The 19,706-nt window shown below is 48.6% G+C and carries 16 protein-coding genes and 3 pseudogenes; 17 read left to right on the top strand and 2 right to left on the bottom strand.

All coding sequences use genetic code 11. From position 1 onward, the window contains the following. Positions 1–17: 17 nt before the first annotated feature. Entirely contained in the window at positions 18–1,004 is a 987-nt protein-coding gene (locus IPL17_RS02245; RefSeq protein WP_345305449.1) for a uroporphyrinogen decarboxylase family protein, read from the bottom strand. 89 nt (positions 1,005–1,093) lie between these two features. Between IPL17_RS02245 and IPL17_RS02240 the strand changes: the two genes are divergently transcribed. From IPL17_RS02240 to IPL17_RS02160, 17 genes and pseudogenes are all read left to right on the top strand, one after another. Beyond that, positions 1,094–2,335 (top strand): NAD(P)/FAD-dependent oxidoreductase, encoded by a 1,242-nt coding sequence (locus IPL17_RS02240; protein WP_345305448.1) that lies wholly within the window; start codon positions 1,094–1,096, stop codon positions 2,333–2,335. 169 nt (positions 2,336–2,504) lie between these two features. Further along, a complete protein-coding gene (locus IPL17_RS02235) occupies positions 2,505–2,795 on the top strand; it encodes a virulence factor (RefSeq protein WP_345305447.1) in 291 nt (96 codons plus the stop codon). Between the two features lie 70 nt (positions 2,796–2,865). After that, positions 2,866–4,902, top strand: coding sequence for an ASKHA domain-containing protein (locus IPL17_RS02230; protein ID WP_345305446.1), 2,037 nt, complete (start codon positions 2,866–2,868; stop codon positions 4,900–4,902). A gap of 46 nt (positions 4,903–4,948) precedes the next feature. Continuing rightward, complete coding sequence (locus tag IPL17_RS02225) at positions 4,949–5,827, top strand: homocysteine S-methyltransferase family protein (RefSeq protein WP_345305445.1); 879 nt, start codon at positions 4,949–4,951, stop codon at positions 5,825–5,827. A gap of 117 nt (positions 5,828–5,944) precedes the next feature. Continuing rightward, positions 5,945–7,825: a VanW family protein gene (locus tag IPL17_RS02220; protein WP_345305444.1), complete on the top strand. Its 1,881-nt coding sequence runs from the start codon at positions 5,945–5,947 to the stop codon at positions 7,823–7,825. 50 nt (positions 7,826–7,875) lie between these two features. After that, positions 7,876–8,094 carry a Trm112 family protein gene (locus IPL17_RS02215; protein WP_345305443.1) on the top strand — a complete coding sequence of 73 codons (219 nt, stop codon included), beginning with the start codon at positions 7,876–7,878 and terminating at the stop codon, positions 8,092–8,094. 2 nt (positions 8,095–8,096) lie between these two features. Continuing rightward, the gene (locus IPL17_RS02210; RefSeq protein WP_345305442.1) at positions 8,097–8,660 is read left to right on the top strand and encodes a HEAT repeat domain-containing protein; all 564 of its coding nucleotides are present in this window, start codon (positions 8,097–8,099) and stop codon (positions 8,658–8,660) included. Positions 8,661–8,674: 14 nt separating this feature from the next. Beyond that, positions 8,675–10,114: an LCP family protein gene (locus tag IPL17_RS02205; RefSeq protein WP_345305441.1), complete on the top strand. Its 1,440-nt coding sequence runs from the start codon at positions 8,675–8,677 to the stop codon at positions 10,112–10,114. A gap of 1,164 nt (positions 10,115–11,278) precedes the next feature. Next, the gene (gene fmt / locus IPL17_RS02200; RefSeq protein ID WP_345305440.1) at positions 11,279–12,202 is read left to right on the top strand and encodes a methionyl-tRNA formyltransferase; all 924 of its coding nucleotides are present in this window, start codon (positions 11,279–11,281) and stop codon (positions 12,200–12,202) included. Between the two features lie 54 nt (positions 12,203–12,256). Beyond that, the gene (locus IPL17_RS02195; protein ID WP_345305439.1) at positions 12,257–12,979 is read left to right on the top strand and encodes an aquaporin; all 723 of its coding nucleotides are present in this window, start codon (positions 12,257–12,259) and stop codon (positions 12,977–12,979) included. A gap of 358 nt (positions 12,980–13,337) precedes the next feature. Beyond that, positions 13,338–13,833 (top strand): annotated as a pseudogene (locus IPL17_RS02190) (rubrerythrin family protein). A gap of 196 nt (positions 13,834–14,029) precedes the next feature. Further along, positions 14,030–15,521, top strand: a pseudogene (glpK, locus tag IPL17_RS02185) (glycerol kinase GlpK). 39 nt (positions 15,522–15,560) lie between these two features. Beyond that, the gene (locus tag IPL17_RS02180) at positions 15,561–15,818 is read left to right on the top strand and encodes a hypothetical protein (RefSeq protein ID WP_345305438.1); all 258 of its coding nucleotides are present in this window, start codon (positions 15,561–15,563) and stop codon (positions 15,816–15,818) included. Next, positions 15,737–16,399 (top strand): hypothetical protein, encoded by a 663-nt coding sequence (locus IPL17_RS02175; protein ID WP_345305587.1) that lies wholly within the window; start codon positions 15,737–15,739, stop codon positions 16,397–16,399. Before IPL17_RS02180 ends, IPL17_RS02175 begins: the two co-directional genes overlap by 82 nt. 177 nt (positions 16,400–16,576) lie before the next feature. Further along, positions 16,577–16,900, top strand: coding sequence for a hypothetical protein (locus tag IPL17_RS02170; protein WP_345305437.1), 324 nt, complete (start codon positions 16,577–16,579; stop codon positions 16,898–16,900). 187 nt (positions 16,901–17,087) lie between these two features. Then, the gene (locus IPL17_RS02165) at positions 17,088–17,240 is read left to right on the top strand and encodes a hypothetical protein (protein ID WP_345305436.1); all 153 of its coding nucleotides are present in this window, start codon (positions 17,088–17,090) and stop codon (positions 17,238–17,240) included. A 71-nt stretch (positions 17,241–17,311) separates the two neighbouring features. Then, positions 17,312–17,536, top strand: a pseudogene (locus IPL17_RS02160) (glycosyltransferase); the annotation flags it as partial. A gap of 958 nt (positions 17,537–18,494) precedes the next feature. Here IPL17_RS02160 and IPL17_RS02155 read toward each other — a convergent pair. Beyond that, on the bottom strand, positions 18,495–18,689 hold the full coding sequence (locus IPL17_RS02155; RefSeq protein WP_345305435.1) for a hypothetical protein: 195 nt from the start codon (positions 18,687–18,689) through the stop codon (positions 18,495–18,497). Positions 18,690–19,706 lie beyond the last annotated feature (1,017 nt).

Below are 19,706 nucleotides of genomic sequence, written 5' to 3'. Positions count from 1 at the left end.
CGTTAATTACAAGTTGACTAGACAAATAGTCCCTTGATATTTTGAATCGGAGTCCGGATGACAAGATCACAGCCCGGCCAGATTGCATCCACGCCCGCCTCTTTTGCCCTGATCACTGATTCAGCGACTTGGACAGGGTCTCCCCGGTAGAGAGTCTCCACGGGGTCGAGATTTCCAAACAGCAAGGCATCCTTCAAAATCAGCCGTGCCGCTGCGAGATCAACGGTCTGATCCAGCGATAGCGCATCTGCGCCTGTTTGCGCCAGCAGGTGAAGGGAATTTGTCACATTTCCGCATACAGACAAAACTCGCGGCTTGGGTAATTTCTCAATTAGCATTTTTTCGGCGGGAAAAGCGAATTGTTCATATTTTGATGGACCAATGAAAGCAGGGGAGCCGCCCATGTCATGAATGGTGATAAAGTCTGCGCCCGCATTTTTGTATGCACCGCCAATTTCTACAAGGAAAGACGAAAGATGAAAGAGAGCGTCCGTAACTGCCTGGGGTTCCTTCTTCATCGCAATGAACATATTTTTCAGATCGACCACAAGTAACAATAAGGTATACGGCCCAGGGATCATCCCGCCGATAACCACATCATTACCCACATCATCCTTTAATATCTTGATCGCATCACAAACTAATTTAATTCTGCCCTTATTTAAAACCTTTACGGCCTCTTCGGTAATCTCTTTTGCCGACCCAAACAGTCCAGCTTTCTTTACCTGTGGGAATTCAAACTCCCGATCCGCGCGGAAGTTGATCTCAGCACCAAGTGCTTCCGCTTCCACATACATATCCAATGGCACAACCGCAGATGGCAGACCGCTCAACTTAAAGGTGCTTGCCGCCGCTTTTGCCATTTTATAAGCATCGGTATGTATTTCAGGAAATGCCAGTCCTTCATTTTGCAGTCCTTCCGCGGTGATGTGGATCAAACCGCTGAAGGCTGGCTGGACGTTGATTTTTTTGCCGGAGAGTAGATCTAGAATTTTTTCTCGCATGTTTCACCTGTACGATGTTGTTCACGATTTTACCTTACCAAGTTTAATCTGTTTCGGATATTTTCCCGGCCTGCCTGTATAATCGCGTAATGGCTAAATTATCTTCGATCCAATGGGATGTGATCATTGTCGGCGGGGGACCTGCGGGATTTTTTGCGGGTATCCGCTGCGCGGAATTAAATCCCGAATTAAAGGTGCTGATCATTGAAAAGGCACAGCAGACTCTCGGGAAGGTGCTCATCTCTGGTGGCGGGCGTTGTAATGTGACACATGCCTGTTTCGACCCTGCGCAGTTGATCACCTATTATCCGCGCGGAGGATTGGCGCTGCGCGGCGCATTCACTCGCTTTCAGCCAGAGGATACGATTCGGTGGTTTGAAAAACGCGGTGTGAGATTAAAAACAGAAAATGATGGGCGCATGTTTCCTGTCACAGACTCGTCGGCGACAATTGCGGATTGTCTGCGCGAGAGTGCGAAGAAAGCTGGGATCACTGTGCAGACGGGGACGAGTCTGCAAAAGGTGGAGTCACTTTCAGAAAACGGATTCAGGCTCGAGGTCAGAAATGACGCGCAGGAGTTTCATCTGCAAACAAAAAAATTATTGCTGGCAACTGGGAGTGATCCAAAAACGCGCGATATGATCAAATCGCTTGGTCATGCCATTGAAGAGCCAGTGCCGTCTTTATTCACTTTCAACATTTCAGATAAACGCCTGGAGGGATTGGCGGGTGTGTCGGTTGAGTCGGTCACCGTGAAAATGGATTCGCTCACACAACGAGGTCCGCTGTTGATCACGCATTGGGGAGTCAGCGGGCCGGCGATTTTGCGTCTTTCCGCTTGGGGCGCACGAACTCTATTTGAAAAGGAATATCGCGCGGTATTGATCGTGAATTGGCTGGGGGATACTTCATTCGATAAGGCGCTTGAAGTATTACAAAGGCACAAAGACTGGCATGAGAATACGCGTAAAAAAGTTTCAGCAGATCCCGCGTTTACGCAATTACCTGCGCGGTTATGGAAGCAGCTTGCTTATTTTGTCGGCGAGAAAAATTGGGGTGATATTTCAAAAGCAGAGATAAAAAAACTGGCTGAAGAATTAACCATGGGAAACTTTGAGATCATTGGCAAGGGACAATTCAAAGAGGAATTTGTCACATGCGGCGGCGTGCGTTTGGATGAAGTGAATTTCAAGACCATGCAAAGCCGTGTGGTTGAAAATTTATTTTTCGCGGGTGAAGTTTTGGATATTGACGGAATTACAGGCGGATTCAACTTTCAATCTTCGTGGACGACGGGCTGGCTGGCGGGAACTGCGCTGGCATCGATTTGAAGAAAAAAAAAAACCCCCCCCCCAAAAAGTTTTCCCGGGCAGGGGTTTTTATATTGACCTCACAGCAATTCATCCCGTACCATAAATCCCGCTCATTCCCCCCCCCCCCCCCCCCCCCCCCCCCCCCCCCCCCCCCGAAAATTATATATAATTTCAAAGAGGATTTAGCATGGCAAAATATCGAATTTTTTACTGGAAACATATCCCCTCTTCAATTGTTGTTGAAGGCGATGGAAGAACGGTCAAGAAACAACTCTCACAAAAAATCCAAAACGCGATTGACTCTTATGCAATGGCTGAAGGTTTAACGGGAACAACGGAATATGCGGCGCAGTATAAACGCGGAGCATGGATCGAACGGGATGGCCCGCCTGAAGAAGTTGCAGATGCGCTTCTTTCTGAACTGGAAGTTGAATTTGCGAAAATAGAGATTCCGCGCCGAGAGGCAAAAACCACTTAACCACAAAGGACACGAAGGGACACAAAGAAATACAAAAGACTTTCTTGGCGACCTTTGCGGTTCAAAACATATGACAAAAAAACATACTATTATTTTGCAACCCTCTGGCTCCCGCGGGCAAGTGGAAGAAGGTCTGTCGATTCGTTCTGCCGCGCGTGATCTGGGTGTGGAGATCGAGTCCATTTGCGCTGAGAATGCCACTTGCGGCAAGTGCATGGTTTTAATTGAAGAGGGCCGCTTCGAGAAATACAACATGGATTCGCGGCGCGAGAATGTTTCCCCTGTGACCAGTGAAGAAGCCGCGTACTTTGCCCGCAGACCCAAGTTATTAAAAGATAAAGGCTGGCAAGTGGGGCAGGTGCGCCTTTCCTGCCAATGCAAGATACACGGTGACGTGCTGATCAACGTGCCTGAGGAAAGCCGAGGGAACAAGCAAATCGTCCGCAAGAGCGCCACGCAGCGGGAGATCGAGATCAAACCTGCCGTCCGAAAATACCTTGTTACGATGTCTCCGCCGAATTTGGAACGTCCCATCGCGGATTGGGAACGCCTCGCCAAGGGATTGGAAACATCCATGGCTTTGGTGCGCGGTACGGAAGAAAAACTTCCGCGCTGGCATGAGATGGGAATTGATTATCAATGCCTGCGGACGTTATCGTCCACGCTGCGTGATGCAAAATGGAATGTGACCGTTTCAGTCTGGCAGGACAGGGAAGTTGTCCAGGTGCAGGCTGGTTATCACGAAGATAGTTACGGCGCGGCTGTGGATATCGGCTCAACAACTGTCGCTTTATATTTATGTAATTTGCGCACTGGTGAAATGCTTGCCGCAGAATCTGAGATGAATCCACAGATCGTGTATGGCGAGGATGTGATGTCCCGTATTCAATACACGATCGAGCATAAAGATGGGCTTGAGAAGTTGCATAAGGCGATTATTGCCACGTTGAATAAATTGCTCAAGCAAGCCGCGAAGACTGCCAAGATAAAAACTGAAGATATTCTAGAGATGGTTTTGGTTGGCAACTCGACCATGCATCATCTTTTGCTAAACCTGCATCCAAAGGACTTGGGGCTTGCGCCATTTGTGCCTGCGATCCATAGGTCGGTGGATGTGAAGGCGCGCGAGTTGGGATTGCACATCAATCCATCCGGGAACATTCATGTGTTGCCAACGATCGCATCCTTTGTCGGTGCGGATACCAGCGCGATGATCCTCGCTGAAGAACCGCACAAGCAGGATGAGAATTGGTTATTGATCGATGTCGGAACGAATGCGGAACTTGTTTTGGGAAATCGCAAACGATTGGTGTGTACATCCACGCCCACTGGACCGGCGCTCGAAGGCGCACATGTGGAGTATGGGATGCGAGCCGCGCCGGGCGCAATGGAACGTATTGTTATTGACGAGAACACACTGGAACCTAAATATAAGGTTATCGGTGTGGATGGCTGGAATATAGATCACGCTGACTTCAAAGGTAAGGTCAAGGGAATCTGCGGCTCAGCCATCATCGACGGAGTGGCAGAATTATTCCGAGCGGGGATCGTGGACTCTCGGGGCAAGTTCAAGACCGGGTTAAGTTCGAATCGCATCCGAAAGGGAGAGAGCGGCTGGGAGTACGTCATTGCCTGGGCTGAGGAAACTTCCATTGGCCGCGACATCCCCATGACCCAACAGGATGTGCGTCAAATTCAACTGGCGAAGGCGGCTTTGTTCACTGCGGCGCGGACATTATTGAAGCGCTCTGGTTTGGAATCTCCTGATAAAATCATCCTCGCGGGCGGCTTTGGCAGTTATATTGACAAGGAAAAAGCCATGCTGATCGGGTTGATCCCCGATTGCGTTTTGGAAAATGTGTATGCGGTTGGAAATGCCGCGGGCGATGGCGCGCGGATCGCGCTGCTAAATGTTGAGAAGCGACGAGAGATTGAATCGGTGGCGCGCAAGGTGGAACGGTTTGAACTGCCGACCGATCCTGAATTCCAAAATCAGTTCATGCTTGCGACAAGTTTTCCGCACATGAGCGAGCCGTTCCCGCATATCGCGCATTTGATTCCGAACCGTGTGGCGGATCCGATGGCGAAGAATTTTATGGTCAAATAATTTTTGTAGGGGCGGAGCATTGCTCCGCCCCTACCAGAGGTGAACAATGAATAAATTTTTGGAAAGATTGAACGGCGGGGAGATCCTTGTTGCGGATGGGGCAACGGGTTCGAATTTACAGAAAATGGGACTCAAGCCCGGCAAGCCGCCAGAGGATCTCATCATTGACGATCCCGATACACTTTTGAAATTGGCAAGTTCTTTCGCCCAGGCAGGCTCGGATATTATTCTCACCTGTACCTTCGGCGGGACGCGCATGAGAATGAAGGATTCAAAATATCAGGATCGAATGCCTGAGGTAAATATGCGGGCGGTGGAGATCGCGCGCAAAGCCGCCTCTCTCAACAATGGCTTGGTTGCTGGTTCCATGGGACCCGTGGGCGGGCTTCTTAAGCCTTACGGTCCGCTTGAACCAGAGGATGTAAAAGCCACGTTTGCAGAACAAGCCAAGGCATTAGCCGAAGGTGGTGTGGATTTGTTATTGATCGAAACCATGTTCTCCTTTGAAGAAACCAACGCGGCGTTTGAAGGAGCACGTTCTGTGACCGATCTGCCGATCGTTGTCTCTTTCAGCTATGATCGCGGCGTCCGTACCATGATGGGTGTCAAGCCGAAGGACGTAATGAAACGTTACACCGAAATGGGCGCGGTGATGATCGGCGCAAATTGCGGGACAACGCTTGAGAATATGGGATCTGTTGTCAAGGAATATGCGGCAACAGTGCCGAATTTTCCGTTGTGGGTCAAGCCAAATGCGGGCGTTCCACACATGGACATTCAGACCGAGCAGGGCGTCTACGATATGACTCCCGAAGATATGGGGAATTATGCAAAGAAATATGTCGAGTTGGGAGCGAAGGTTGTGGGCGGTTGCTGCGGCAATACTCCCGAACATATCGCGGCAATTGCGAAAGCAGTCAAATAGATTTGATAATCAATGATAAAGAGCCTCGGATTTTTACCGAGGCTCTTTTATTTTCCCTAATAAAAATCTTATATACCTATCACAAACGAAATCGTTTTTTTCGTTATAATCCTTTCCATGAATGCCAAATTTGTTATCAGGCGCGACCTGCCGAGGCAAATCATCGCCGTCTTGGTTGGTGGACTTTTTTTGTTTCTTGCCGTTGTCCTAACCTGGACTTTGGGATATCAACTATTTTATGCCGGACGCATCTTCCCTGGTGTCTCTGTGGCAGGCGTGGACCTTTCCGGCCTCGCTCCCAATGATGCCGCGTTAAAGTTAAACCAAACCTTGTCCTATCCCATTACCGGCAAAATATTATTCCGTGATGCAGACAAATTATGGGTTGCATCTCCTGCGGAACTGGGGATGGTCTTCGATCCATCCGCGAGCTCACTGGCGGCCTATAAATACGGACGTTCTGGCGGTTTATTTGGCGCTCTCGCCAGTCAAGTTAGAGCGGGCGGGTTGGGTTCGGATGTTGCGCCTGTGATCATCTTTGATCAGCGCGTGGCTTACACCTATTTGCAAAATATAGCTGTTCAGGTGGATAAGCCCGTTCTTGAGGCCAGCCTGCGCGTGGACGGTACGAATGTTATTGCCGAGCCGGGTCAATTGGGGCGTTTCCTTAATCTTGATGCGACCCTGATCTACCTCGGCGCACAACTGCAATCTTTCCGCGATGGCGAAGTGGCGCTGGTCATTCAGGAATCCGCTCCCAGACTATTGGATGTTTCCTCTCAGGCAGAAGCAGCCCGCCAGATCCTCAGCCAGCCGTTGACTCTCACGCTTCCGAATTTCCGTGAGGGGGATCCTGGTCCGTGGACCTACGATGTCCCTGTTTTGGTGAACATGCTTGGCGTGACGATTGATGATTCCAGCGGCACAGCCCAGATGAAGGTTGGGCTGGATCGCATGGCATTACGGAATACCCTGACAGAATTAAAAACATTTGTAGACCGACTACCTGATAATGCAAGGTTTGTATTTAACGATGGCACCGGTCAGATCGAGCCGATCGCTGTTTCAACCATTGGCCGCTCCATGGATGTCGAAGCCAGCATCGCCGCCATCAATGATGCGCTCTTGCGTGGAGAACACACGATTGCGCTTTCAGTTTCAGAAGAACAACCCGCAGTAGCTGATACAGCCACCGGCGCGGAATTAGGCGTCGTGCAATTGGTCGGTGAACAGACCACTTATTTCTATGGTTCCAGCGATGCGCGCATCCAGAATATTGTCGCTGCTGCTGAGCGTTATCATGGATTATTGGTGGCGCCCGGCGAGACATTTTCCATGGGCAGTGTGCTGGGTGACGTGAGTCTTGAAAACGGATTTGCCGAAGCGCTGATCATTTATGGTGGGCGCACCATCAAAGGAGTGGGTGGAGGCGTTTGTCAGGTCAGCACCACCCTTTTCAGAACGGTGTTCTTTGCAGGTTATCCTGTTGCTGAGAGATATTCCCATGCGTATCGAGTTTCATATTATGAAATGGATGCCAGCGGATCAGTTGACACGAATTTTGCCGGCATGGATGCAACCGTTTACTTTCCGCTTGTGGATTTCAAATTTGTGAATGACACATCTTCGTGGTTGTTGATGGAAACCTACGTCAATGTTGGTGCGCGTACCATTACCTGGAAACTTTACTCCACTTCTGATGGGCGCAGTGTCACATGGGAAACGACCGGGCCTTCCAATGTCGTTCCGCCGCCCGAACCGCTTTTCGAAGAGAATTCAGAATTAAGAAAGAACGAGATCAAGCAAATTGACTACGCCGCACAGGGCGCGGATGTCAACGTGACGCGTACGGTTTGGATCAATGGACAGGTTTATTTTACAGACCAATTCCAAACTCATTACCAACCGTGGCAGGCAATCTGCCAGTATGGGCCTGACACAGAAGACCCCGAGAAAAAAGCCAGAAAAAACAATCAATGCCTCTCGCCCAGCAATTAAAATTCGACCTGAATTCACATGGTACAATCTTTTTAGTAAAAGGAGAAACTATGGTTAGCACAGAACTTCTTGAAATATTACGTTGCCCAAATTGCGTGCGCGAAAAGCAAGGCCTGTTGGTCTTGCATAAAGATTCGTGGCTCGTTTGTCAGGATTGCAGCCGCAAGTACCCGATCGTGGACGATATCCCCGTCATGTTGATAGACGAAGGGGATAAGTGGGTTAACACCGCGCAAGACGCGCTCCCAGTTCCGCCGCCTTCCAAATAAAAATGCACGAACTGCTGGCTGAATTAACCAGTGGAGACGATGTTCGCGCAGAAAATTCCATCCCAGGAATCATTGATTTTGGAATCGCCGCGATTCCAGCTTTACTGGAATTGACTCACGCCGAGGATGCTGATTCTCGCTGGTGGGCGGTACGTGCTCTGGCTGCCTCGCCTCACACGCGGACCGAGGAACTGATTCCGCTCCTCAGCGACTCAGCCCCGGAAGTCCGAGCCGCTGCAGCGCTGGCGCTCTGCAATCACCCTCATGAAAGCGCGGTTGATGCATTGAGCCAGAGCCTGTTTGATGCGGATGCACTGACAGCGGGGCTGGCGGGAACTGCTCTTATTAAAATCGGAAGCCCTTCGGTACCGAAGCTGCTTGAGGTTATGAAAGAGGCGCCGATGGGCGTCCAAATTTTGGCGTTACGTGCATTATCCGATATACGAGATCATCGCGCGATCCCTGTGATGATGAAAGTTCTAAATGAAGAATCCGCTGTGCTTCAATATTGGGCACAGGAAGGCTTGCAAAAACTCGGATTGGATATGATATACGGCAAGCCATAAGGTTGTACAAAATAATGAATCGTGACTCTTTGAAGAAAATAAAATTTCCAAAATTATCCATTGGACAGTTGGTCTTTTGGGTCTTTACAATAGCACTAAGTGTAGGTGCGTATATTTTTGTGGGGAATTTGACCGCTTGTTGGAATTTAACCAATTTGCCTGGGATCGCTCCTGCCCAATGTGGTCAATCAAATGGAACCAGTCAGTTTAATCCTGAGGGCACGCCCATTGCGCCTGCAGATCTACCCCCCACGCCGGTTATTGCTCCTGTTGTTGATCTGCCGCCTGCCTGGGATGGCGCGAGCCGCATCAATATCCTTTTCATTGGCTTGGATGCCCGCGACCTTGAAGCACAGGATGGTCCTCCGCGTTCCGATACGATGATGCTGATCACGATCGATCCGCTTACCAAAACTGCGGGTATGTTATCCATTCCGCGTGATATGTGGGTGAATATCCCCGGCTTCGGATACAGCCGTATTAACACTGCTTATTCCAGCGGAGAAGGTGCACAGTTGCCGGGCGGTGGTCCTGCGCTTGCCATGAAGACCGTTTCCAACTTCATCGGTGTTCCAGTCGATTATTTCCTACAGGTTGATTTTGCCGTATTCACAGACGTGGTTGACATGCTTGGATGTATCGAAGTCAATCCAACTGAAGATATGATCCTTGATCCGGTCGGCTCAGGCACTGATCACTTTAAGCTTACCTGGGGCGGTACAAGACAACTTTGCCAGGGCTGGAAGGTGCTGGCTTATGCCCGCAACCGCCACACTTCAGGCGGTGATTTTGACCGCGCCAAACGCCAGCAGGAAGTTGTTCTTGCCTTGCAGAAAAAGGTGTTTGACCCTGAGGTATTTCCATCCCTGATCGCCAAAGCGCCGCAAATGTATCAGGAACTGTCATATGGTATTCATACCAACATGCCCTTTGAAGATGCACTTAAGCTGGCTGTGCTTGCTAAAGATATTTCACGGGACAGTATTAAATCCGGCGTGATCGATACCACCATGGTGACATTTGATAATGTCACTCTTGGTGGACAGAATGCCAGCATTATGAAACCGATTGCGGATAAGATCCGTGTTTTGCGCGATGAGATCTTTACATCTACCGGTCCGCTCAGCCCGATCGCGCAAGGTGATGTTCCGGCCTTGATGCGTGAGGAAGCGGCTCGAGTGCGCGTATTAGACGGTACTTTTACCCCTGGTCTTGACCAGCGTGCCGGCACATATTTTCAGTCTCAGGGCATGAATGTAACGGAAGTAGGTTCTGCGGCAGAAGCATACTCTCAAACCACTGTGATCGTGTACGGCTCCAAACTTTACACAGTGAAGTACCTGCAAACCACTTTTGGGTTCACTGATAAACAGATCAAATTCGTCTCGGACCCAGCATCCACCGTGGATATTGAGATCAGAGTCGGCTCTGATATTGCGGGTAATATCCCGTAAATTTGATAAGCGCCCCGGAGTTGGGGGGGGACCCCCCCTTTCGGTTTGGGGGGGAAAAACACCCCATCTTTCACTAAAGTTTAATTACTTAATTTCAATGATTAATGTCACTTTGTTTATTGCAACTAAGTCTTATAATAATTTAAGAGTTTGGTGGAGAGTACAATTTAGAAATTCAGTGTTTGTAAAGAATTAAAAAAACAGCTAATAGGATGAAATTAATGAATTGCTATTATCACCCCTCGTTGAAAATTTATCGCAACCTTGATTGGGAAGCAGTTTAAAATCAGAGACCGACAAACTCACTTGCTGTGTAAGTGTAATTTTGGGGTATTCACATGCCTGGTTAATTTTCTCTGATAAATATGGCCTGAAAGGCCCACCACCGGGCGTGTGTTGGGAATGGTTATTACTATACTAACTGGCCCTTAATTCTTGCCGCACTCGGTGGACTTTTCAGCAATAGAAAACATTTTATAAGGAGAAAACGAGTTGTTATATTCACAATGAGAACTCCGCAGTTGAACTTGTAAAGCCAATATGTGAGAGGTAAATTAGTTGAACAGGGCGCACTCACAGCCTAAGGATGTTGCCTTCCTTTGGGGGCGAACTAATGATGGCGTACTTCGTCTTGTTTTGTGGATTATCTATGATCTTATAGCAGGAATTACAATTTCACTTTTAATTGCTGTTTTTATTGGCGTCCTTTGTATACCAATCCAACTAGTGATTCAAATGGTGTTCTTTGGCTTATCTTGCATAAAAGTAGAGCATAAATAATTCTGAAAATTTTGAAAAGCTCCTTTTTGCTGTGAGTCTTTTGAGGGATGACTGATTTTATAAAACTGTTACTGCCTCTTCACCTTGAAAGACAAATGCAGAACAAAGAACACCACACAAAAAGAAACCAAAACCCCGCAAAAAGACTGGCCAACGCCAAAAGCATTGCCCACAACTTGTCATCACTGGTGATCTCAGGGGACATTGGTTCTTGAGACATAATTAACTCCTCCGAATAGATTGGTTTGAATTTTTATTATTTTACAACCAATCCCCTTATCATGCAACCAACATAAATATCCATGAGTACTGGTAATCCTTTTCTCCTTTTATGCCTTGCAGGTAATTTTATTCAAGGGTTATGTATATGTTAAAATCAAACCCATGTCAATTCGTGTCGTATTCATGGGTTCCCCTGAATTTGCTTTGCCCACCCTTTCATCATTGGCAAATTCATTTCAAGTTGTTGGCGTCGTCACACAGCCAGACCGCGCTTCAGGTCGCGGAAGGGAATTGAAGGCGCCACCTGTAAAGTCTCTTGCGCTTGATCTACACATTCCTGTCATCCAGCCTGAAAAATTACGACTGCCTGAACCGATGGAGCAGCTCCGAGCATGGGCGCCTGACCTGATCGTTGTTGCTGCTTTTGGTCAGATCTTGAAAAAAGACGTTCTTGAACTTCCAAAGTTTGGGTGCATCAATGTACACGCCTCATTACTTCCACGCTGGCGGGGGGCGGCTCCGATCAACGCTGCGATATTGGCAGGAGATGAAGAGACGGGCGTGACCATCATGAAAATGGATGTGGGATTGGATACAGGTCCAATGTATGTTAAGCGATCAATCCGCCTCAAACCTGACGATACGACTGGTTCGGTTTTAGGAATATTATCCACACTGGGAGCGGATCTACTTGACGAAAATCTTTCAGATATCATTTCCGGAAAACTAAAGGCACAACCTCAGCCCGTAGAAGGCGCAACCTATGCTCCCATGCTGAAGAAAGAAGATGGCTTATTGGATTTCACACAGCCAGCCATTGAATTGGAACGCCGCGTACGTGCGATGAATCCGTGGCCGGGCGCGTGGTTTGAATGGAACGGGAATCCGCTTAAAGTGGCGCGCGCATCCGTTGTCAGTGTGGAAAAAGGACTGGCTAGCGGAAGCAGGTTCATCGTCGAGGGCAGACCCGCTGTCATGTCTGCGGATGCCGCACTGGTTCTTGAGGAAATTCAACCCGCAGGCAAGAAAGTCATGTCGGGCAGGTCGTTCCTCGCCGGTGCGCGTGAATGGACGGTTTTGGCGTAGCGTATCGAAGTCATGAGGGTTGTATCCCTCAAATCATTTTTTATGGAGAAAATAATGTCTAATGTGAAAGTGTTTGTTGCGGAGTTTATTGGAACCTTTGCGCTTGTGTTCGTGGGGATGGGAGCGGCGATCGTAAATGCTGGACTGGTCGGTATTGCGCTTGCGGAGGGTTTTGTTTTGGCTGTCTTTATTTATGCCTACGGACATATCTCGGGCGCACACCTGAATCCGGCTGTAACGTTTGGCCTCGCGTTGAACGGTACCATTAAATGGGCGCAGACCGCATTTTATTGGATCGCGCAATTTGCAGGCGCGGCATTGGCGGCGTATCTGCTTAAGCTTTTTGTGGGCGTGGTTGGCGCCACCATTGACCCCGGCGCGACGGTGGGAGCCCTGACGGATGCGGCCCCGATCATGGCGATGAGTGTTGAGGTCATTTTAACTTTCCTGCTCGTCAACACATTTTTGCATACCGTTGTTTCAGGCAAGCGCGGCGAATTTGCAGGGTTGGCGGTCGGTATGACATATGCATTTGCCATCATGGCTGGATTGCCATTTACAGGCGCATCCATGAATCCTGCGCGGACTTTCGGCCCAGCGATTTTCGCCCTCCCGAGCTTTTCAAATGTTTATACATACGTGATCTATTTCTTCGGTCCATTGATCGGTTCAACGCTTGCGGTGCTTGTCTATAATTTTTTCAAAAGCGAAGATGAAATAATCGAAGATGATGAAGACGAAATGGATGATGCTGAAGAAATTCCCGCTGAAGCCTAAATAGATCAGCCTGAATTGCACAAAATGAGATAGTAGTTTCCACGAAAATTGGAAACTACTTTTTTTATCTCTCCAGCATTAGGATACACGAGGGGAGTGCAAATGCAGGCGTGTGAAGTATTAAAGAACACCAGGTTGAATAGCTTCAATGATGGGTAAAAAGATGTGTCATGCTGAGGGGCGTTTTTTTTGCCCCTCAGTATTCTTTCCAAGACCGATCCTACGGCCGCTGAAACATATTTCCTGTGGTTGGCATGATAACTATTTGGGCTTGTTCATCTCACGTTGAATAGTGTGAGATGCTGGGATATAATAATTGTGAAGAATTTCTCAAACTAGTCAGTCCATAGGAGATATTATGCCAACTACAATTGAAAACCTGAAAGAGTCGTTTGCAGGAGAGAGTCAGGCTAACCAGAAATATCGCGCATTTGCAAAGAAGGCAGAAAGGGATGGCTTCCCGAATGTTGCGCGTTTGTTCCGCACCACTGCGGAGGCAGAGCGGATCCACGCGGAGGGGCATTTGGCATCATTGGAGGGGATCGGTTCCACTGCTGATAATTTGCAGGCAGCCATTGAGGGTGAGACTTACGAGACCGTTACCATGTATCCACCGATGTTCGAACAGGCAAAAGCTGATGACCACAAAGCCAGGCGAATGTTTGGATATGCGTTGGATGCAGAAGCCGTCCATGCCAAATTGTATACGCTTGCTTTGGAAGCGGAAAGCGGGAAAGGACATGACCGATGTGGAGTTCTATCTTTGCCCGGTCTGCGGCAATATTGAATTGGGAAAACCAACCGAGCCATGCAAGGTCTGTGGTGCGAAAGCGGATAAATTTATTTTGGTTTAGTTCCGAAACAGAATTTGATAATTCCCGTCGAAAGGCGGGAATTGTGTTTTAGATACAATTAGGGGAAAGGAATACAGTGGCTAAGTGATAATCAGTATTTAATCTTTTTTGTTTTACAATTGCAAAAAGCTTCGTAATTGATCGGCTCTTTTTTCAACGTTATTTTTCGAATTTTAAAAAGATAAGGAAAAGTTCCATGCCAAAATATGTTGCTGCAATAGATCAAGGTACGACCAGTACCCGCCGTGATCTTTGATCATGATGGAAACGTAGCTGCTGTTGACCAGAAGGAACACCGCCAAATTTTTCCAAAGCCAGGCTGGGTTGAGCATGATCCAATGGAGATATGGACTCGCGTACAGGAAGTAATGTGGGGCGCGCTTGAGAAGATGGACCGTGGTCATATGACAAAAATAAGTGAGATCGCGGCTATCGGCATTACGGATCAACGTGAGACGACACTGGTCTGGGACAGGAATACTGGTCAGCCAATTTATAATGCCATCGTCTGGCAGGATACGCGCACGGATGTGATATGTGCCAAACTCGCGAAAAACGGCGGGCAGGATCGTTTCCGAAAAAAGACTGGCTTGCCTTTAGCCACATATTTTCAGGGCCAAAAGTCAAATGGATATTGGATAATGTCAAAGGCGCGTGCCAGAGGCAAAAGCGGGGAGTTGTTGTTCGGCAATATTGACACCTGGATCATTTGGAATTTGATCGGCGAGCATATTACCGATGTGACCAATGCCTCACGTACATTGTTGATGAACCTCAAAACACTGGATTGGGATGACGAGATCCTGAAGTTGATGGGGATTCCACGCGCGATGGTTCCACAGATCAGATCATCTTCTGAAGTGTATGGAAATGTCAAAGCAGGGCGATTACAGGGGATTCCTGTCGCGGGAGATTTGGGTGACCAGCAAGCCGCGCTTTTTGGTCAAACCTGTTTCAGTGCGGGTGAGGCCAAGAATACCTACGGAACAGGTTGTTTCATGCTGATGAATACTGGCGAGAAACCTGTTCAAAGCAAGGCAGGCTTGCTCACAACGCTCGCCTATAAGATCGGGAACCAAAAGGCAGTTTACGCTCTGGAAGGTTCGATTGCGATCGCGGGGGCGCTGATCCAGTGGCTGCGAGACAATTTGGGACTGATCCAATCCTCTGTAGATGTGGAAGCGCTCGCAAAATCAGTTGAGGACAGCGGCGGCATATATTTTGTTCCTGCCTTCTCTGGATTGTATGCGCCTTATTGGAGATATGATGCGCGCGGCGCGATCCTTGGCATGACTCGGTACATAAACAAAGGCCATATTGCGCGCGCTTCTTTGGAAGCCACCGCATATCAGACGCGCGAAGTGTTAGATGCGATGGAGAAGGATTCGGGCGTGGTTTTGACCGCCTTAAAAGTAGATGGCGGCATGGTCTTCAATGACTTGTTGATGCAGTTCCAATCAGATATTTTGGACGTGCCTGTGGTGCGCCCAAAGATTGCAGAGACCACTGCGCTCGGTGCGGCATACGCAGCGGGATTGGCGGTTGGCTTTTGGAAGGATTACAATGAATTGCGCGCCAATTGGGGCAGGGATAAAGAGTGGAAGCCAAACATGACAACAAAGCGGCGTGAGGGTTTATACTCTGGTTGGAAACAAGCCGTTACACGAACGTTTGATTGGATCGAATAAATAAGAGGGTTGAACTTTAATCGTTCAACATGAACCGACATGAACCGACAAGAAATTCTAGCTCAAATAAAAGATAACCCCGAAAGTTCTGTGCTCATTATTGGCGCAGGGATTAACGGGATCGGCACGTTCCGCGACCTGGGTCTCAATGGTGTGGATGTGCTGCTTATTGATCGCGGCGATTTTGCTCTGGGGCGAGTGCCGCATCCTCACATCTGGCGCATGGCGGTATCCGTTATCTGGAGAACGGTGAATTTCGTTTGGTGCGGGAAGCCGTGCGCGAACGTAACCGCATGATCAGAACGCGCCGCATATTGTCAGCCCGTTGCCGACGACGATCCCCATATTTAAATATTTTTCGGGATGCTAAACGCTCGCTTAAATTTTTAGGCTGGCTTGACAAACCGTCTGAACGTGGTTCGATTATTATCAAACTTGGTTTGATAATGTATGATGCTTACATGGGAAAAAATCGAACTATGCCGAGACATACGGTGCTATCCCGCGGAAGTTCGCTGAGTAAATGGAAGCACAGTAATCCTGAGATCGTTAATACCGCGACATATTATGATGGGTTGATCTCAGATCCTGAAAGACTGGCTCTTGAAATTGTCCTGGATGCGGAATCGGAAACCCCTAATGCGCGTGCGTTGAACTATGTCAGCATGGTCAATGGCGAAAAGAATACGGTCATTCTGCGCGATGAGTTGACCGATGAAACCTTCGAAGTTCACCCAAAGCTTGTGATCAATGCTGCGATCCGTGGATCGATTTTACAAACCACAATTTTTGGTCTGTCAACCAGATATGTTGGCGGTACCAAAGGCTCACATCTTGTTGTGGATAATCCCGAGTTACGCTGCAATTGGCGGGAATGAGTTTTTCTTTGAGAATAAAGATGGGCGCATTGTATTGATCTTCCCATTATTTGACCGTGTCTTGATCGGTACATCTGATATAAAGATAGAAACCCCTGATGAAGCGCGCTGTACTGAAGAAGAGGTGATTATTTTATTGAAATGATCTCGCGGGTATTCCATCCATCAAATTAACCCGTGAACAGATCGTCTTGCTTTACTGGTGTGCGTCCATTGGCGAATAGCGGCAGCGGGAAAACCACGGGGCAATACAGCCGTGATCATCATATCGAAGTGTTGAGCGGTGATTGGACAAATCTGAGTTTCCCCGTCTATTCTTTGGTTGGCGGCAAGTGGACCTCCTTCCGTGCATTCAGTGAACAAGTCACAGACAAAGTTCTTGCGTTCCTTGGAAAATCCCGCCAAAAATACACAACCGACCTGCCCATTGGCGGTGGGCGCGGCTATCCGCGCAGCGAGGAGGATCGGAAAAGCATCTTGAAAGCTTGGCTGCCTGACTGACTCGACCAGACTGTGCTCCGCCCCCTTGTTCGAAAGATATGGCACGTTGCCGAGGCCATCGCCTAATTTTATCAAACGCGGAACGGATGAAACGCTAAAGTCTCTGCCGGTTACCCGCCGTGAGATAGCAGTTCCTTGTGCAGTATGAAAAGTTCGTCACCTTGATGATATTGTCCTGCGCCGTACCATGCTTGCCATGCTTGGTAAGTTGACGAAGGAAAGCATCTTTGAACTTGCCGATATTTTGGGCGAATCCCTCGGCTGGGATGGGGTACAGAGAACTGCCGAAGCGGAACGTACCCTCCGTTTATTGGACGACAGGCACGGGGTCGGGTTTTGATGCGCATGGTAAAATTCCTGCGTGCCTCCGAAACATAAGCTCAAAGTTGATCTGGTTATCCTGTTTATAACGAAGCGGTCATCGTGGGACAAACCCACACGCATGTCCGTGATGTTGTGGATTCTCTTCCATACGATTTTCAATTTATCTATGTAGATGACGGTTCCAGCGACGGGACAGTTGCTGCGCTCCGAAAAATTGCGGAGGGCGACCCGGCGTATTTCCGTGCTTCAACGAGTCGTAATTTTGGACATCAAGCCGCACCGACGGCTGGACTCAGACGCTGCGTTGGGTGAGATTGTCATCACAATGGATGGTGACGGTCAACATCCGCCTGGAATTGATATTGCAACTGATCGATCTCATCCGAATGGATATGATATTGTTCAAACTCAACGTATATGGATGATGGTGGCTCGATATCATTTAGAAGTGGTCATCCAATCTTTTCTACCGTTTGATCAACGTGGTAAGTGGTACACAGGTCTTGCGCGGTGCCGCAGATTTTCGTGCGCTTTCCCGCACTGCGCTTGATGGTCCGCGTTCATCGGGCGAGTATCACCGCTTCCTGCGCGGTATGATCTCGCGATGTGGATATTCAGTGTCATCTCCTTCCATATCAAGAACCAGCCCGTTGGCGGTGAATTCGAAATATTCATTGGGAAAATGTCCCGGTTATTCCTCAGATGTGCTGTTTTTTTCTTTTCGCTTGCGCCGTTGTGTATCGGTTGATCTCGTTGGTTCTTGTTTTGGCTGCGGCCCAAATGATCTATGTGGCAGCTTTATGGCTTACCGGACAAACTGAACTAATCGTGTTGGTTGGAGGTTCGTTGATGGCGATCAATGCCTGTCGTGCAAGCGTTGTATGATTCTGATTCCGTCATTTTATCGGAGCGGTATAGTAGGCTATATTTTTCAGAAGTGAAGCGCTACCAACGTACTTGATAAAGGAGTAGCCTTTTGATGGAGAATTGACCCTAGCCTTTTCTTATCACTTTAGTCCGTCATGGCGAATCGGTCGGGAATGCCGGCGCACGCTTGCAGGGACAGCCCGATTATCCAATTGGTAGGATATCGCCGTGCAGGAAAGGGCTCTGCTGAAACGCGGAAGAATGAAAACTAAATTCGATCTGCTGATATCCAGTCCAGTTTTTAGGACATAAGAGACCTCCGAAATTATCGCATCACAATTAACGTACCTGGGTTGAGTTTGATCCGGCTCTGGCTTGAACGTGATAATAGGATTTTCAGGGCTTACAGCGCATGAAGTTCGCCAAAATTCACCCATCCCCAATCCAGCACGCCGCTATGACCCCGTTGGCGGTGATGGGAAGGCGATTGGGAATTATTCCTGCGTGGGCAGGACAGGTATTTCAAAGCCTGCTTTGTGTGAACCTTCGCGCTATTTGACCGTGTCGGCACGGCGTCCTCTTTAATCGGTTCATGCATGCGGTTATTGCTGCTCCGCAGTCGTAATAACTCCGGTACGCGCTTTCAACGGTAAACACCGCCTTCGCGCTGATTGATTGATTATCGCATTCGCATCGCCGGGCGATCGATCGGGATTAATGACTGCCCATTGGAAAGATACGGATTAGGCCGAGCGTAAACAGGTAATTTCACACTAAAGAATAAATCTCTTTCAGAGGCAGTTTCTGTACTCATCCATACCCAACTTAAAACCAACCGAACGTTTAAATGTACTTGTCTTTGGCGCCGGCGCCATCGGGACGTATTTTTACAGGTCCTCTTATCTCGCCAAATCATAATGTTATTTTGTTGAACAGCAAAAGATCGTGGACGAATTAAGGCGTGAGCGTCGCGTCTCGAGTGACCATTGATGAAAAAGACGAAACACGAAGGACGCCTTTATCGTTTCCCACGCTCTTTCGTAATGGTATCTTCACTCGGAGGAGGCCTAGAAATTTGGTCCCTTTGATGCTGCGTTATTTGTGCTGAAGCTTTGACAGCCGCTGCCGCATTACGGGATGAAACCCTTTGCCGATAAACTTCCTCCCATGCTTTGCCTCTCGAACGGTGTCGAGAATGAACAGCTGATCGCGCGTTAATTCGGAGGTGACAAGGACAGCGGTACGTTCACCTCAGCGATCAGCGACGCCGCGGGTGGCGATATGTGATGGGAAAATTACGCCGTGGTTGGCTGTGGCGGCTGGACATCCGCTTTCTGAAAAACTAGTCGCCGCGTTGGACGGCGCATTTTGAATTGTCGGTTGTATCCTGAACCGCATGGGATGAAATCGTCGAAGATGCTAACCAACCTGATCGCCAATCCAACTTCCGCGATACTTTAGCAATGACAGCCGCGCAAGTCTTCGCCGACAATAAATTATATAAACTTGAGATAGATATGTTAAGCGAATGTCCGGCGGTTATGACAGCGCAAACCTGCAAGGACAGATCTGCCGGGTACGCCTGTGAAATTACCGGCTCTTACGGCGAAGTTTC

The sequence above is a fragment of the Candidatus Villigracilis saccharophilus genome, from assembly GCF_016711665.1.
The sequence above is the reverse complement of the archived record's forward strand: the minus strand, read 5'-3'. Positions and strand labels throughout refer to the sequence as shown.

What these genes read in the sequence shown, in the direction of transcription:
- IPL17_RS02195 (WP_345305439.1), top strand. Translation starts at nt 12,257, where the DNA reads ATGTCTAATGTGAAAGTGTTTGTTGCGGAGTTTATTGGAACCTTTGCG.
- IPL17_RS02235 (WP_345305447.1), top strand. Translation starts at nt 2,505, where the DNA reads ATGGCAAAATATCGAATTTTTTACTGGAAACATATCCCCTCTTCAATT.
- IPL17_RS02210 (WP_345305442.1), top strand. Translation starts at nt 8,097, where the DNA reads ATGCACGAACTGCTGGCTGAATTAACCAGTGGAGACGATGTTCGCGCA.
- IPL17_RS02225 (WP_345305445.1), top strand. Translation starts at nt 4,949, where the DNA reads ATGAATAAATTTTTGGAAAGATTGAACGGCGGGGAGATCCTTGTTGCG.
- IPL17_RS02230 (WP_345305446.1), top strand. Translation starts at nt 2,866, where the DNA reads ATGACAAAAAAACATACTATTATTTTGCAACCCTCTGGCTCCCGCGGG.
- IPL17_RS02155 (WP_345305435.1), bottom strand. Translation starts at nt 18,689, where the DNA reads ATGCATGAACCGATTAAAGAGGACGCCGTGCCGACACGGTCAAATAGC.
- IPL17_RS02220 (WP_345305444.1), top strand. Translation starts at nt 5,945, where the DNA reads ATGAATGCCAAATTTGTTATCAGGCGCGACCTGCCGAGGCAAATCATC.
- IPL17_RS02205 (WP_345305441.1), top strand. Translation starts at nt 8,675, where the DNA reads ATGAATCGTGACTCTTTGAAGAAAATAAAATTTCCAAAATTATCCATT.
- IPL17_RS02215 (WP_345305443.1), top strand. Translation starts at nt 7,876, where the DNA reads ATGGTTAGCACAGAACTTCTTGAAATATTACGTTGCCCAAATTGCGTG.
- IPL17_RS02240 (WP_345305448.1), top strand. Translation starts at nt 1,094, where the DNA reads ATGGCTAAATTATCTTCGATCCAATGGGATGTGATCATTGTCGGCGGG.
- IPL17_RS02245 (WP_345305449.1), bottom strand. Translation starts at nt 1,004, where the DNA reads ATGCGAGAAAAAATTCTAGATCTACTCTCCGGCAAAAAAATCAACGTC.
- fmt (WP_345305440.1), top strand. Translation starts at nt 11,279, where the DNA reads ATGTCAATTCGTGTCGTATTCATGGGTTCCCCTGAATTTGCTTTGCCC.
- IPL17_RS02165 (WP_345305436.1), top strand. Translation starts at nt 17,088, where the DNA reads ATGCTTGCCATGCTTGGTAAGTTGACGAAGGAAAGCATCTTTGAACTT.
- IPL17_RS02180 (WP_345305438.1), top strand. Translation starts at nt 15,561, where the DNA reads ATGAACCGACAAGAAATTCTAGCTCAAATAAAAGATAACCCCGAAAGT.